General features: G+C 70.0%; 12 protein-coding genes. 4 read left to right on the top strand and 8 right to left on the bottom strand.

Going from position 1 to position 14,303, the window contains the following annotated elements:
* Window positions 1-11: 11 nt before the first annotated feature.
* Window positions 12-785, bottom strand: a complete 774-nt coding sequence (locus tag EDD92_RS24550; RefSeq protein WP_123966288.1) for a carbon-nitrogen family hydrolase — start codon at window positions 783-785, stop codon at window positions 12-14.
* 218 nt (window positions 786-1,003) lie between these two features.
* On the opposite strand from EDD92_RS24550, the gene EDD92_RS24545 reads away from it, so the two are divergent.
* Window positions 1,004-1,828: a maleylpyruvate isomerase family mycothiol-dependent enzyme gene (locus EDD92_RS24545; protein ID WP_123966287.1), complete on the top strand. Its 825-nt coding sequence runs from the start codon at window positions 1,004-1,006 to the stop codon at window positions 1,826-1,828.
* A 19-nt stretch (window positions 1,829-1,847) separates the two neighbouring features.
* Here EDD92_RS24545 and EDD92_RS24540 read toward each other — a convergent pair whose 3' ends face one another.
* The 3 genes from EDD92_RS24540 to EDD92_RS24530 form a co-directional block, all read right to left on the bottom strand.
* Entirely contained in the window at window positions 1,848-2,606 is a 759-nt protein-coding gene (locus tag EDD92_RS24540; protein WP_123966286.1) for a hypothetical protein, read from the bottom strand.
* Window positions 2,607-2,782: 176 nt separating this feature from the next.
* Window positions 2,783-4,072, bottom strand: coding sequence for a nitrate/nitrite transporter (locus EDD92_RS24535; protein ID WP_185124114.1), 1,290 nt, complete (start codon window positions 4,070-4,072; stop codon window positions 2,783-2,785).
* 14 nt (window positions 4,073-4,086) lie between these two features.
* The gene (locus tag EDD92_RS24530; protein ID WP_123966284.1) at window positions 4,087-4,749 is read right to left on the bottom strand and encodes a GntR family transcriptional regulator; all 663 of its coding nucleotides are present in this window, start codon (window positions 4,747-4,749) and stop codon (window positions 4,087-4,089) included.
* 230 nt (window positions 4,750-4,979) lie between these two features.
* Here EDD92_RS24530 and EDD92_RS24525 point away from each other — a divergent pair, with 230 nt between their 5' ends.
* Complete coding sequence (locus EDD92_RS24525; protein ID WP_123966283.1) at window positions 4,980-5,891, top strand: D-alanyl-D-alanine carboxypeptidase family protein; 912 nt, start codon at window positions 4,980-4,982, stop codon at window positions 5,889-5,891.
* A gap of 76 nt (window positions 5,892-5,967) precedes the next feature.
* Window positions 5,968-6,621, top strand: coding sequence for a class I SAM-dependent methyltransferase (locus tag EDD92_RS24520; protein WP_123966282.1), 654 nt, complete (start codon window positions 5,968-5,970; stop codon window positions 6,619-6,621).
* A gap of 53 nt (window positions 6,622-6,674) precedes the next feature.
* Here EDD92_RS24520 and EDD92_RS24515 read toward each other — a convergent pair whose 3' ends face one another.
* The 4 genes from EDD92_RS24515 to EDD92_RS24500 all read right to left on the bottom strand — a co-directional run bounded on the left by EDD92_RS24515 (window position 6,675) and on the right by EDD92_RS24500 (window position 12,237).
* The gene (locus tag EDD92_RS24515; protein WP_123966281.1) at window positions 6,675-8,084 is read right to left on the bottom strand and encodes a dihydrolipoamide acetyltransferase family protein; all 1,410 of its coding nucleotides are present in this window, start codon (window positions 8,082-8,084) and stop codon (window positions 6,675-6,677) included.
* A 10-nt stretch (window positions 8,085-8,094) separates the two neighbouring features.
* Complete coding sequence (locus tag EDD92_RS24510) at window positions 8,095-9,087, bottom strand: alpha-ketoacid dehydrogenase subunit beta (RefSeq protein ID WP_123966280.1); 993 nt, start codon at window positions 9,085-9,087, stop codon at window positions 8,095-8,097.
* Window position 9,088: 1 nt separating this feature from the next.
* Window positions 9,089-10,267: a pyruvate dehydrogenase (acetyl-transferring) E1 component subunit alpha gene (gene pdhA, locus EDD92_RS24505; RefSeq protein WP_123966279.1), complete on the bottom strand. Its 1,179-nt coding sequence runs from the start codon at window positions 10,265-10,267 to the stop codon at window positions 9,089-9,091.
* A 371-nt stretch (window positions 10,268-10,638) separates the two neighbouring features.
* Complete coding sequence (locus EDD92_RS24500) at window positions 10,639-12,237, bottom strand: protein kinase domain-containing protein (RefSeq protein ID WP_123966278.1); 1,599 nt, start codon at window positions 12,235-12,237, stop codon at window positions 10,639-10,641.
* A 334-nt stretch (window positions 12,238-12,571) separates the two neighbouring features.
* Between EDD92_RS24500 and EDD92_RS24495 the strand changes: the two genes are divergently transcribed.
* Window positions 12,572-14,218, top strand: a complete 1,647-nt coding sequence (locus tag EDD92_RS24495) for a protein kinase domain-containing protein (RefSeq protein ID WP_123966277.1) — start codon at window positions 12,572-12,574, stop codon at window positions 14,216-14,218.
* Window positions 14,219-14,303 lie beyond the last annotated feature (85 nt).

The following is a 14,303-nucleotide window of genomic DNA, read 5'->3' as shown; positions in this document are numbered from 1 at the left end:
GCCGCCTGGGGCTAGAGGACCCGGTCCTTCAGCGCCGGGAACTGCTCACGGGTCGTCGCGACCTTCGCCGGATCGAACTCCACGGTGAGGATCTCCTCGTCCGCCCCGGCCTCCGCGAGGACCTCGCCCCACGGATCCACCACGATCGAGTGACCCGCCTGCGGAACTCCCGCATGGGTCCCGGCCGTTCCACAGGCAAGCACGAACGCCTGGTTCTCGACCGCCCGCGCCTGGGCCAGCAGCGTCCAGTGCGCCCGGCGGCGCTCCGGCCAGCCCGCCGGGACGACCAGGGTCTCGGCGCCGGCGTCGACGAGACCGCGGAAGAGCTCGGGGAAACGGAGGTCGTAGCAGGTGGCGACGCCCACGGTCGTCTCGGGCAGCCGGACCGTCACCAGTTCCCGGCCCGCGCCCATCAGCACGGCCTCGCCCTTGTCGAAGCCGAAGCGGTGGATCTTGCGGTACGCGGCGGCCAGATCACCGGAGGGGGAGAAGACGAGAGAGGTGTTGTAGAGCGGTCCCTCAGGGTCTCGCTCCGGAATCGAGCCCGCGTGCAGCCACACACCCGCGTCGCTCGCGGCCTTCGCCATCGCCTCGTACGTCGGTCCTTCGAGCGGCTCGGCCTCGGTGCCGAACTCCTCGTAGGCGAAGGCTCCGGTCGTCCACAGCTCGGGCAGCACGACCAGATCGGCCCCGGCCTGCTCCTGGACCAGAGCGGCCACCCGCTGCCGACGCGATTCGACCGATTCGCCCTCGTCTACGGCGATCTGGATGAGAGAAGCGCGCACACTACCACCGTCCTGACATTCGAGCCGTCCACACGGGCCTACGATCGTCACACGAAAGCACTGCCGGGGTGCCTCACAGCAGCGTAACTTGGGGGTCCCCCCGGTTCGAGCGCAGTCGAGAACTGGGGGAGTTTCAAGACCGCGCCGAGTGCAGCCACCTCCCGCTGGCAACGCTGCCACCAACCGCCCGTGTACCGACCGCCGAGGGGTCCCGTTCCGTGAGTCTGCATCCCACCCTCCAGCCCTACGCCGACGCCTGGACCCATTCGATCGAAGCGATATCCGAGCTGGTGGGGCCGCTTGTGGAGGGAGAGTGGAACCGGCGGACGCCGTGCCCGGGGTGGTCGGTCCGTGACGTCGTCTCCCATGTCATCGGCCTGGACTGCGAGATGCTCGGCGACCCGCGCCCCATCCACACGCTGCCGCGCGACCTCTTCCACGTCACCAACGACCACCAGCGCTACATGGAGATGCAGGTCGACGTCCGCCGTCACCACACGGCGCCGGAGATGACGTCCGAGCTGGAGTACGTGATCATCCGCCGCAACCGGCAGCTGCGGAACGAGTCGCGCGACCCGGGCACCAAGGTGCGCGGCCCCCTCGGCACCGAGCTCCCCCTCGAAGAATCCATGCGCGCCCACGCCTTCAACGTGTGGGTGCACGAACAGGACCTCCGCGCGGCCCTGGGCCGCCCCGGCAATCTCGACTCCCCCGGCGCGCACATCGCCCGTGACGTGCTTCTCGCCGAGCTGCCCGGGGTCGTGGCCGAGAAGGCGGACGCGCCGCGCAGTTCCGCGATCGTCTTCGACGTGCACGGCCCGGTCGAGTTCCTGCGCACCATCCGCGTCGACATCCAGGGCCGCGGCACCCTCGAGACCGCCCCCGCCCTCGGCCCCGCCGCCACCCTCACCCTGGACTGGGAGACGTACGTACGCCTGGCCTGCGGCCGGGTGACCCCGGAGGGGGTCGCGGACCGGGTGAAGGCGGAGGGGGACCCGGCGCTGACGGGGGCGATCCTGCGGAACTTCACGGTGACGCAGTAGGACTCGGGGTCAACCGTCGTCAGTGGTCCTCGGTGACCGAGGTCGCGATGCCGTTCGCGATGACGACCTTGGCGTCGAGACCCTTCTTCGCCGCGGCCTCGAGCTGGTCGAGCGTGCAGGTGGACGGGGACGCGGAGCTGCCGCAGATCGTGCCGTAGCCCTTCACGACGGTGTCGTCGGCGACGAAGAAGGCCTGCTCGGTGCCCTTCGGGCCGGAGACCGTGAACTTGCCCGGCGCGAGGTAGGAGACCTGGCCGAGCCAGGTGCCGTTGACGCCCTTCGTGCCGGTGCCGGAGCCGGTGTTGGCGGCGGCACGCTCGCGCACGACGGTGGCGACGCCCTTCCGGATCGTCACGTCGGCGGGGACGGCTGCCTTCCTGGTGGCCGTCTCCAGCTGGTCCAGGGTGCAGCGCGAGCCGCCGCAGATCGTGCCGGCGCCGTGGACCTGGGTGTCGTCGGCGACGAAGAAGGCCTGGTCGGTCTTTCCGGGCGCGGACACGAGGTACTTGCCCGGGGCGAGGTAGCTGACCGTGCCCCCGGTGATCGTCGCGTTCACGCCCTGCTGGGACTTCGACGCGTTCCGGGCGGAGGTGCCCGAGGAGCCGGAGTGCTGGGACGTACCGGAGGTCTTCGACGTCCCCTGCGACTTGGCCGTCGTGGACGCGGAGGTGTGCGGGGAGCTGCCGTTGCTCGTGGAACCGTTCTGACAAGCCGTCATCAGCAAGCCGGCCGTGATCGCGGCGGTGACGAGGGCGGTCTTGCGCAGGTGGCGGTTCATCAGGAGGTTCCCTTCGGGAGCGAGGACTGCGTTCGAGGCGTTCGATGCACTCGCCGACTATGAGGGGCCGCCGGTCCCTCGGGTCACGTCCGTCCTCGCTTCACGACACCGCTGTCACACGCCCATGACAGAGCAACACCTCGGCTGTGAACGTCCGTCGCGGTGAACCGCCCGCTTCACGCGGGTACGTGCACCGTCTCCACGCGGCTCGCCACCAGCCGCTCCCGCTCCCGCCGGGCGACCCGCTTGCGCAGCCGCAGGATCTGGCCGACCCCGACGGCCTGGAGCACGAACACCGCGGAGAACGCGACGGTGTAGTTGTCGCCGGTGGCGTCCAGCAGCACCCCGATCGCGAACAGCGTCGTCATCGAGGCGACGAAGCCGCCCATGTTGGTGATCCCGGAAGCCGTCCCCTGCCGCTCCGCCGGGTTGGCCGGCCGCGCGAAGTCGAAGCCGATCATCGACGCCGGACCGCACGAGCCGAGCACCGTGCACAGCACGATCAGCATCCACATCGGCGCCCGGTCGGCCGGGTAGGCCAGCGTCGCCGCCCACACCACCGCCGTCGCCGCCACGGTGCCGAGTGCCAGCGGCAGCCGCGCCGCGTGGTGCCGGGCGATGATCTGGCCGTAGACGAGCCCCACGACCATGTTCGACAGGACGACCAGGGTGAGGAGTTCACCGGCCGTGGCCCGGGACAGGCCCTGCGCCTGCACCAGGAACGGCAGCCCCCACAGCAACAGGAACACCATCGCCGGGAACTGGGTCGTGAAGTGCACCCACAGCCCGAGCCGCGTCCCCGGCTCCCGCCAGGAGGCCGCGATCTGCCGCCGCACGTACGCCGCGCCCTGGTGCGGGAACGGCTCCGGCTCGTACCCCTCGGGGTGGTCCTTCAGGAACAGCAGAAGCAGGACGAGGACGACGACTCCGGCGAGCGCGCTGCCCGCGAAGGCTGCCGTCCAGCCGACACCGTGCAGCAGCCGGGCCAGCACCAGCGTGGAGACCAGGTTGCCCGCCATGCCGGCCAGCCCCGCGAACTGCGCAACGAGCGGCCCGCGCCGCGCCGGGAACCAGCGGGTGCCCAGCCGCAGCACGCTGATGAACGTCATCGCGTCCCCGCAGCCGAGCAGCGCACGGGAGGCGAGGGCCATGCCGTACGAGGGTGAGAACGCGAACCCGAGCTGGCCGGCCGTGAAGAGCACGACCCCGATGGTCAGCACCTTCCTGGTGCCGAGCCGGTCCACCAGCAGGCCGACGGGTATCTGCATGCCGGCGTAGACGAGCAGCTGCAGGATCGAGAAGGTCGACAGCGCCGAGGCGTTCACGTGGAAGCGGTCGGCGGCGTCGAGGCCGGCCACCCCGAGGGAGGTACGGAAGATGACGGCGACGAAGTAGACGGAGACGCCGATGCCCCAGACGGCCATCGCGCGCCGGCCGCCCGGAGGGTCACCCGGCAGTGTGGTCATGGCGGACGACGACCTCATCGGACCTCACCGCGCGCCAGGTGCGAGAACCAGCTGACGTGCCGGTGCACGACCCCGACCGCCTCCTCCGCGTCCCCCGAGCGCAGCGCCTGAAGGATCTCCTCGTGCTCGGCGAGGGTCTTGGCGATCCGGTCCGGGTGGGAGTGCAGTACGGCGACGCCCATCCGCAGCTGGCGGTCGCGGAGCTGGTCGTAGAGCCGGGAGAGGATCTCGTTGCCCCCGCTGCGGACGATCTCGGCGTGGAAGCAGCGGTCGGTGACGGCGGCCCCGGCGAGGTCACCCGCGGCGGCCTGCGCCTTCTGCTTCGCCAGCAGTTCCTCCAGCCGCTCCACGAGCCCGGCGGGCGGGGGCACGGCCTTGCGCGCCGCATGCTCCTCGACCAGCAGCCGGGTCTCCACCACGTCCGCGATCTCCTGAGCGGACACGGGCAGGACCAGGGCTCCCTTCTTCGGGTAGAGCTTGATCAGCCCTTCGACCTCCAGCCGCAGCAGCGCCTCGCGCACCGGCGTGCGGGACACCCCTACGGCCTCGGCGAGTTCGCCCTCGGTGAGGAGGGTCCCGCCCTCGTAGCGGCGCTCCAGGACGCCCTGCTTGACGTGGGTGTAGACGCGGTCGGCGGCGGGCGGTTGCTTGGCGGTCAGGGTCCCCGGGCTGCTCATGCGAACAGCATAGATACAACACGTACGCATGAGGGACCCGGTCCAGCATCCGGACGGGTGTACAGGGATACGAGCGCTCGACATGCGGACGAATCACCCGTCACGGCAACCCCACACAGCAACAGTGCAACCAACTGTGCTATTTACGTGTCTCACACGTGCGGCCCCATTCGCTTCGCATCCAACTCGGCCGCATATCAGGGGCTTTCAACGTAATCGGGGTATTTCAGTTGATTACCGCCATCACCGGCACCAAGGGCAGCCGCCTCCGCCGCGCCGCCGCGGTCAGTGTCACCGCCGGCGCCGTTCTCGCGGCCGGGGCCTTCGTCGCGGCACCCGCGCAGGCCGTCACCACGCCCTCGATCGTGGCCAAGGGCGGCTACGTCATGAACAACGCGAACGGGTCGACGCTGTACACCAAGGCGGCGGACACCAAGCGTTCGACGGGCTCCACCACGAAGATCATGACCGCGAAGGTCGTGCTCGCACAGTCGAACCTGAACCTGGACAAGAAGGTCACGATCCAGAAGGCGTACAGCGATTACGTCGTCGCCAACAACGCCTCCCAGGCCCACCTGATCGTCGGCGACAAGGTCACCGTCCGTCAGCTGCTGTACGGGCTGATGCTGCCGTCCGGCTGCGACGCCGCGTACGCGCTCGCCGACACCTACGGCTCGGGCACGACGCGTGCCGCGCGTGTGAAGTCGTTCATCGGCAAGATGAACAAGGCCGCGTCGGACCTGCACCTGACGAACACGCACTTCGACTCGTTCGACGGCATCGGCAACGGCAACAACTACTCGACGCCGCGCGACCTGACGAAGATCGCCAGCAGTGCGATGAAGAACTCCACGTTCCGCACGGTCGTGAAGACGAAGTCGTACACCGCGAAGACCGTCACCAAGACGGGCAGCATCCGCACGATGAACCCGTGGACCAACACCAACGGGCTCCTCAGCAGCTACAGCGGCACCATCGGCGTGAAGACCGGCTCCGGCCCCGAGGCGGGTTACTGCCTCGTCTTCGCCGCCACCCGGGGCGGCAAGACGGTCATCGGCACCGTCCTCTCCTCCACGTCCATCCCGCAGCGCGAGGCGGACGCGAAGAAGCTCATGACCTACGGGTTCGCGCGGCTCGGCTGACCCCGGATCAGGGCAGGAACAGGAAGGGCCCCTCGCCGTCGGCGAGGGGCCCTTCGCCTCGTCTAAGGTCACCGGGGTGACCGAGCCCTCCTACCTCACCGCAGTCCGGGAGTCGTACGACACCGTCGCCGCCGACTACCTGAAGCAGGTCAAGCGACCCGGCCAACTGGACCCGCTGTCACGCGCGTTGCTGACCGCGTTCGCGGAATCCGTGCGGGAGAGCGGGGGCGGCCCCGTCGCGGACCTGGGTTGCGGCCCGGGTCTCGTGACGGCGCACCTCGCCGAACTGGGGCTGTCCGCCTTCGGCGTCGACCTGTCCCCGCGGATGATCGAACTCGCCCGCCAGACCCATCCCGGCCTGACCTTCACGGTGGGCTCGATGACGGCACTGGACATCGAGGACGCCTCTCTCGCCGGCATCCTCGCCTACTACTCCACCCACCACACCCCGCCGGAACTGCTCCCGCTCGTCTACGGCGAGTTCCAACGGACCCTCAGGCCCGGCGGCCTGCTCATGCTGGCCGGTTATGTGGGCGCCGGCGAGCGTGTCCGGCCGGCGCCGGCCTACGGCGGCCATCCGGTCTCGTACGAGTCCCATCGGCTCCCGCCGGAACTGCTCGTGGAACTCCTGGAGCGGGCCGGGCTGGTCGTCACGGCACGGGTGTTCCAGGAGCCCGAGGAGGGCAGGAAAGCACGGATCGCCACGCTGCTGTGCCGTCGACCGCTGTGACCGAAGGAGCCGCGCACCCGGGACGGGTGCGCGGCTCCTGACGGCTGTGCCTGCTAGGCCCAGGTGATCAGCTTCTTCGGCTGCTCCAGAATCGCCGCCACGTCGGCCAGCACCCTCGAGCCCAACTCCCCGTCCACCAGGCGGTGATCGAAGCTCAGGGCCAGCGTCGTGACCTGGCGCGGCTTCACCTTGCCCTTGTGGACCCATGGCTGGAGCTTGATCGCGCCGATCGCGAGGATCGCGGATTCGCCGGGGTTGAGGATGGGCGTTCCCGTGTCGACGCCGAAGACGCCGACGTTGGTGATGGTCACCGTGCCGCCCTGCATGGCCGCCGGGGAGGTCTTGCCCTCCCTCGCCGTCGACACCAGCTCGCCGAGGGCCTCGGCCAGCTGCGGGAGCGTCTTGTCGTGGGCGTCCTTGATGTTCGGGACGATCAGGCCGCGCGGGGTGGCCGCGGCGATGCCCAGGTTGACGTAGTGCTTGAGCACGATCTCCTGGTTCGCCTCGTCCCAGGACGCGTTGATCTCCGGGTTGCGCTTGATGGCGACCAGGAGGGCCTTGGCGATCAGGAGCAGCGGGTTGACGCGCAGCCCCTGCAGGTCCTTGTCCTGCTTGAGCTCCTCGACCAGCTTCATCGTGCGGGTCACGTCGATCGTCACGAACTCCGTGACATGCGGCGCCGTGAACGCCGAGCCCACCATCGCCGCCGCCGTCGCCTTGCGCACGCCCTTGACCGGCACACGGGTCTCACGGGCCGTGTCGTACGCCGGAACCGGCGCCGCGGGCGCGGAGACGGCCGGGGCGGCCGCGGTGGCGGGGGCTGCCGCCGGGGGTGCCACCGCCGCGTGGACGTCCTCGCGGGTGATGATGCCGTCCGGTCCGGACGGGACCACGGTCGCGAGATCGACACCCAGGTCCTTGGCCAGCTTGCGCACCGGCGGCTTGGCGAGGGGACGCGGCTTCCCGGCCGTGCCCGCCGCACCGGCCACGGCTACCGGCCCGTGCCCGTTGAGCTCCTTCTGGACCGCCGTCGAGGCCTCGGAGATCACGACCTCGGGGCCCTTGCGCGGGCGGCGCTTGGTGGAGGACACGGCGACGCCGTAGCCCACCAGCACCGGCTGGCGGCCGGACCCCTCCGGCTTCTTCTCCTCGACGGGTGCAGCAGGAGCAGCGGTCTGCGCCGGGGCGGGAGCCGCGGCCCCGCCCGACACGTCCACCGCGATGATCGGCGTGCCCACGTCCACCGTGGAGCCCTCGGGGAAGTGCAGGTCGCGGACCACCCCGTCGTACGGGATGGGCAGCTCCACCGCCGCCTTGGCGGTCTCGACCTCGCACACCACCTGGCCGTCGGTGACCTGGTCGCCGGGCTGGACGTACCACTTGAGGATCTCGGCCTCGGTCAGGCCCTCGCCGACGTCCGGCATCTTGAACTCGCGTACGGACGCTTCCGTCATCGTCGTCACGACCCTCTCCTCAGTACGCCAGGGCGCGGTCGACGGCGTCGAGCACCCGGTCCAGGCCCGGCAGGTACTCCTCCTCCAGGCGGGCCGGCGGGTACGGGGCGTGGTAGCCGCCGACCCTGAGGACCGGTGCCTCCAGGTGGTAGAAGCAGCGCTCCGTGATGCGGGCGGCGATCTCCGCGCCCGAGCCGAGGAACACCGGCGCCTCGTGGACGACGACCAGGCGGCGCGTCTTCTCCACCGACGCCTGGATCGAGTCGAAGTCCAACGGGGACACCGAGCGCAGGTCCAGGACCTCGAGGGACTTGCCCTCCTCGGCGGCCGCGGCGGCGACCTCCTGGCAGAGCTTCACCATCGGACCGTAGGCAACGAGGGTCAGGTCCGTGCCCTCACGGACCACCTGGGCCTTGTGCAGCGGCCCGGGGATGGCTTCGGTGTTGACCTCGGCCTTGTCCCAGTAGCGCCGCTTGGGCTCGAAGAAGATCACCGGGTCGTCGCTCTGGATGGCCTGCTGCATCATCCAGTAGGCGTCCGACGCATTGGAGGGGCTGACCACCTTCAGGCCCGCCACATGCGCGAAGAGCGCCTCGGGGGACTCGGAGTGGTGCTCCACCGCGCCGATGCCGCCGCCGTAGGGGATGCGGACGACGACCGGGAGCTTGACCTTGCCCAGCGAGCGCGCGTGCATCTTCGCTAGCTGCGTGACGATCTGGTCGTACGCGGGGAAGACGAAGCCGTCGAACTGGATCTCCACGACCGGGCGGTAGCCGCGGAGCGCGAGTCCGATGGCGGTGCCCACGATGCCGGACTCGGCGAGCGGGGTGTCGATGACCCGGCTCTCGCCGAAGTCCTTCTGCAGGCCGTCGGTCACACGGAAGACACCGCCGAGCTTGCCGACGTCCTCGCCCATGATCAGGACCTTGGGGTCGGATTCCAGGGCGCGGCGCAGCGACTCGTTGATCGCCTTGGCGAGAGCCATGTTCTTGAACGTCACAGCCTCTGCCATGTCACTGGCCCCCTTCATCCGCGAACGACGCCTGGTAGGCGGCGAACTGGGCTCGCTCCTCGTCGACGAGCGCATGCCCGTCCGCGTACACGTTCTCGAAGATGGCGAAGTGGTCCGGGTCCGGCATGGCGCGGACCGCCTCACGCACTCGTTTGCCCAACGCCTCGCTCTCGGCCTCGAGTTCCGCGAAGAATCCGTCGTCCGTGTGGTTTGAAGCCTCCAGGTACCGGCGAAGCCGCAGGATCGGGTCCTTCGCCTCCCAGGCCTCGCGCTCCTCGTCGGCCCGGTACTTCGTCGGGTCGTCGGAGGTGGTGTGGGCGCCCATGCGGTACGTGTACGCCTCGACGAGGGTGGGGCCCTCACCGCGGCGGGCGCGCTCCAGGGCCCACTTCGTCACCGCGAGGCAGGCCAGTACGTCGTTGCCGTCGACCCGGACGCCGGGGAAGCCGTAGCCCTGCGCACGCTGGTAGAGCGGGACGCGGGTCTGCTTCTCGGTCGGCTCGGAGATCGCCCACTGGTTGTTCTGGCAGAAGAACACCACGGGGGCGTTGTAGACCGCGGAGAAGGTGAAGGACTCGGCCACGTCGCCCTGGCTGGAGGCGCCGTCACCGAAGTAGGCGATGACCGCGCTGTCCGCGCCGTCCTTGGCGATGCCCATCGCATAGCCCGTGGCGTGCAGCGTCTGGGAGCCGATGACGATCGTGTACAGGTGGAAGTTGTTGCTGTTGGGGTCCCAGCCGCCGTTGTTCACGCCGCGGAACATGCCCAGCAGGTTGGCCGGGTCGACCCCGCGGCACCAGGCGACGCCGTGCTCGCGGTAGGTCGGGAAGACGTAGTCGTCCTCACGGGTGGCCCGGCCCGAGCCGATCTGGGCGGCCTCCTGGCCGAGCAGCGAGGCCCACAGGCCCAGCTCGCCCTGGCGCTGCAGGGAGGTGGCCTCGGCGTCGAAGCGGCGGGTGAGCACCATGTCGCGATACAGACCGCGGAGCTCATCGGGGGTGATGCCGGCGACGTACTCGTCGTACTCGGCGTTCTTCACGCGCTCGCCCTCGGGCGTCAGCAGCTGTACCAGCTCGGGGTCCGTGCTCGGCGATTTCCTTGCGGTGGTCGTCTTGCCGGCCGTGCTCTTGGTTCCGGCGCTGCGTCGCGGCTTGCGCGGGGCAGTGCTCTCCACGGTCACGTGTGCTCCTCCGTCGGTCCGGCTACCCGGGTTCGCCGGGCGCCAGTACGGCTCACCTGCACCCCCACGGACGCACAGGGTGGGTGCGGCCCGGTCGGGGACAGGCGTGACAGGTGCCCCGGCGAGCACCCTGCAAAAAGCACGTTACCCAGTGCTCCACATTTCTGTGAAACCCCTCCTGACCTGCGTTTTTGCTTGGATTTCCAAGTAAATCGCGAAAGTCGGGAACATCTCCTGGTCACAGCCTTGCAGGGGGCCGGAACAACGGCACGTTATCCCGGTGACCCACGTCACGGGAAGGGGCGAAAAAACAGCGCGCGCGTGCGGCCCTGCTGGGCCCCACGCGCGCGTGAAGGTGATTTCCGCCCGGGTCAGCCGCCGACGCCCGAGGTGACCCCCGTCGTGCCGCCGTTGTCGGCGCCGCCGTCCGTCGGGTCCGACGTGTCGCCCGTCGGCGGGGCCGACGGGGTCGGGTCGTCCGTCGGCTCCTCGGTCGTCGCCGGGTCCGACGGCTCGCTGGTCGGCTCGCTGCTGGGGGTCTTGGACGGCGTGTACGACGGCGTGTACGACGGCGTGTAGCTCCCGGACCCGGAGCTCGTGCCGGAGCCGTTGTCCGTGGACGTGTCCGTCGGCTGGTCGGTCGGCTCGTCGGTCGGGGACTCGGTGGCCGTGTCGTCCTTGGTCTGCGAGGTGGTCGGGGAGTGCGTGGTGTGGCTGCCGCCGCTGCCGTTGCCGGTGTTGTGCAGCGCCAGCGCGACACCCGCCGCGATGGCGATCACCGCGAGGACGGCGAGGATCCACAGCTTGCCGCGGCCGCTGCCCTTGTTGCCGTGCCCCTCGAAGCCGCCGTCGTCCCCGCCGCCGTAGCCGGTGGGCAGGATCGGCTGCGGGATCTGCGTCGTACCGGAGGAGTCGCCGGGGTGCGGCAGCACCGTCGTGCTCGCGAAGCCCGCGGCCGGGGTGGCCCGGCCCTCGTGCACGGCGACCGGGCCGGTGTTCCAGGTGCCGGTGTGGCCGCCCTGGTCGTAGAGCATCTGCAGCCCGTACTGGACGAGGCCGCGCATTTCCTCGGCGGTCTGGAAGCGGTCGTCCGGCTCCTTCGCGAGCGATCGCATGACGAGGCCGTCGAGCTCCGGCGGCACGGACTGTGAGACCTCGGACGGCGGCGTCGGGATGTCCTGGACGTGCTGGTAGACCACCGACAGCGGGGTCTCACCCGTGAACGGGGGCCGCAGCGCGAGGAGTTCGTAGAGGAGGCAGCCCGTCGCGTACAGGTCGGAGCGGTGGTCGACGGCCTTGCCGAGCGCCTGCTCCGGGGAGAGGTACTGCGGCGTGCCCATGACCATGCCGGTCTGCGTCATCGTCGACTGCGCGCCGTGCAGGGCACGGGCGATGCCGAAGTCCATCACCTTCACCGCGCCGGTGTGCGTGATGATCACGTTCGCCGGCTTGATGTCACGGTGCACGATGCCGTGCTGGTGCGAGTAGGCGAGCGCCTCCAGCACACCGGAGACGATGATCAGGGCCTGCTCGGGACCGGGCGCCTCGGCGTTGATCAGCAGGTCGCGGATGGTGCGGCCCTCGACGATCTCCATCACGATGTACGGGACGCTCTGGGCGCCCCCGGTGCCGTAGCCGCCCGGCACCGTGTCCTCGCCGGAGTCGTACACGGCGACGATCGCATGGTGGTTGAGACCGGCCACCGACTGGGCCTCGCGCGTGAAGCGGGCCTTGGAGACCGGGTCCTCGGCGAGGTCGGCTCGGAGCAGCTTGACCGCGACGGTGCGCCCGAGGCGCACGTCCTCCGCGGCGAAAACCTCCGCCATGCCGCCCCGGCCGAGTCTGCGGGTCAGCCGGTACCGGCCGTCCCCGACCAATCCGCCGTTCCCCCACATTTCCGGCGCATCTGACATACCGCCGCCAGTCGCCTCGGGGTCGGACGGGCCCTGGGCGCGCTGCTGCTGTGCCATCAGTCCTCGCCGTCATTTCTGCCCGCGGTGCGCGCGGTGTTGTTACGGTCTCCGTCGGCCACGCTACAGCCTCAACGCAAGCCGCCGGTCCGAGAAGGGGGCCGGAACCGGCACAGGACGGACCGGCCATCAAACCGTCACCCCGTCAGTGCGTGCAAGTTCTGTGTACCGCCCGTACAGCCTCTGTAACGCTCCCGCGACGCTTCTATCGCGTACGGTCACGGATCGGGCACCGAGCTTGACGTGTCAGTGCCCTGGGGCAGACTTGGCCGGGAATAGCACTTTGGATCATCGGCAGTCAACGGCGCCTCAAGGCCCACGGGGGAAGCGGAACATGAGCCAGGACGGCGCACAGGGCCGGTATGCGGGGCGGGCGCTCGCCGGCGGCCGCTATCAACTGCGCGACCTGCTCGGCGAGGGCGGCATGGCCTCCGTGCACCTGGCCTACGACTCCGTGCTCGACCGCCAGGTCGCGATCAAGACGCTGCACACCGAACTCGGCCGCGAGCAGGCCTTCCGCGAGCGCTTCCGCCGCGAGGCCCAGGCCGTGGCGAAGCTCACGCACACCAATATCGTCTCGGTCTTCGACACCGGCGAGGACAGCCTTGACGGAATGACCACGCCGTACATCGTCATGGAGTACGTCGAGGGCCGCCCGCTGGGCTCGGTGCTCGACGAAGACGTACGGCAGTTCGGCGCGATGCCCGCCGACAAGGCGCTGAAGATCACCGCGGACGTTCTCGCGGCGCTGGAGATCAGCCACGAGATGGGCCTGGTCCACCGGGACATCAAGCCGGGCAACGTCATGGTCACCAAGCGCGGCGTCGTCAAGGTGATGGACTTCGGCATTGCGCGTGCCATGCAGTCCGGTGTGACGTCGATGACACAGACCGGCATGGTCGTCGGCACCCCGCAGTACCTGTCGCCGGAGCAGGCGCTGGGGCGGGGCGTGGACGCCCGGTCCGATCTCTACTCGGTCGGCATCATGCTGTTCCAACTGGTCACCGGGCGGCTGCCGTTCGAGGCGGACTCGCCGCTGGCGATCGCGTACGCGCATGTGCAGGAGGAGCCGGTGGCTCCTTCGTCGATCAACCGGGCGCTGCCTCCCGCGGTGGACGCGCTGGTTGCCCGCGCACTGAGGAAGAACCCGAACGAGCGTTTCCCGAGCTCCGAGTCGATGCGCGACGAGTGCCTGCGCGTGGCCGCGTCCGTGCAGGCCGCCCCGCCGAGCATCGTGCCCGGCACCCGCCCCCAGAGCGGTTCCGGTGTCGGCTCCGCGGTGTTCCCGCCGGTCAGCCAGGCGCCCCAGGCACCCCCGGGCCCCGTACAGACGCCGTACCAGCCGCCCCAGCCGCCGACCCCGAACCCGAATCCGTACAGCGCGCCGACGCCGCCTCCTTCCCCTGCGTACGGCTACCCGCAGCAGGGCGGCTACCGGACGCCGTCGCCGTATGCGCAGCCGCAGACCCCGCCGCCGTACAACCTCACGCCCCAGCAGCGGCCCTCCGCGCCCTCGGGCGGCGGCAAGAACAACAAGTCGGTGGTCATCGGGACGATCGTCGTCTCGATCATCGCCGTCGGCGGCCTGATCGCGGCCCTGGCGCTCAACGGGGGCGGCGGTGGCGGAGGAGGCGGAGGCGACGAGGGCAGCGGCGGCAGCAGCCCGATCGCGACGACGACCCACGCGGCGGACTGGCGCGGGCCGGACACCACCAAGGTGATCGACTCGACGGAGTGCACGGAACCGCAGGAGTCGTACACCGACGAGAACAAGATCCGGGTGCCCGACTTCCGCTTCAAGTACATCGAGTCGGTCAAGGAGTGCGCCAAGGCCGCGAACTGGTCGCTGGTGGTCAACGACTACAACGAGAACACGTACGGCGAGGGCGCGGTGATCGACCAGACCCCCGAGGCCGGCTCGGACGTCGACCCGGACAAGGTCAAGATCACGCTCGACGTCTCGACGGGCAACCCCTCCTGACGCCGGGCGCTCGGACGCAGACATGACGAAGGGCCCGGCGGCCGAAGCCGCCGGGCCCTTTCGCATACGTCGCCAGAGGTCGTCC

Origin of the sequence: Streptomyces sp. TLI_185 (genome assembly GCF_003814765.1) — a bacterium.
In the GTDB taxonomy this organism is placed as follows: domain Bacteria; phylum Actinomycetota; class Actinomycetes; order Streptomycetales; family Streptomycetaceae; genus Streptomyces.
Note: the sequence above shows the minus strand (reverse complement) of the source record. Positions and strands in the feature narration are given on the sequence as shown.

Bases quoted from the DNA above. Each gene is read 5' to 3' on its own strand.
- EDD92_RS24510 (WP_123966280.1), bottom strand. From the start codon at position 9,087: ATGGCAGAGGCTGTGACGTTCAAGAACATGGCTCTCGCCAAGGCGATC.
- EDD92_RS24540 (WP_123966286.1), bottom strand. From the start codon at position 2,606: ATGAACCGCCACCTGCGCAAGACCGCCCTCGTCACCGCCGCGATCACG.
- EDD92_RS24535 (WP_185124114.1), bottom strand. From the start codon at position 4,072: ATGACCACACTGCCGGGTGACCCTCCGGGCGGCCGGCGCGCGATGGCC.
- EDD92_RS24500 (WP_123966278.1), bottom strand. From the start codon at position 12,237: ATGGCACAGCAGCAGCGCGCCCAGGGCCCGTCCGACCCCGAGGCGACT.
- EDD92_RS24495 (WP_123966277.1), top strand. From the start codon at position 12,572: ATGAGCCAGGACGGCGCACAGGGCCGGTATGCGGGGCGGGCGCTCGCC.
- EDD92_RS24530 (WP_123966284.1), bottom strand. From the start codon at position 4,749: ATGAGCAGCCCGGGGACCCTGACCGCCAAGCAACCGCCCGCCGCCGAC.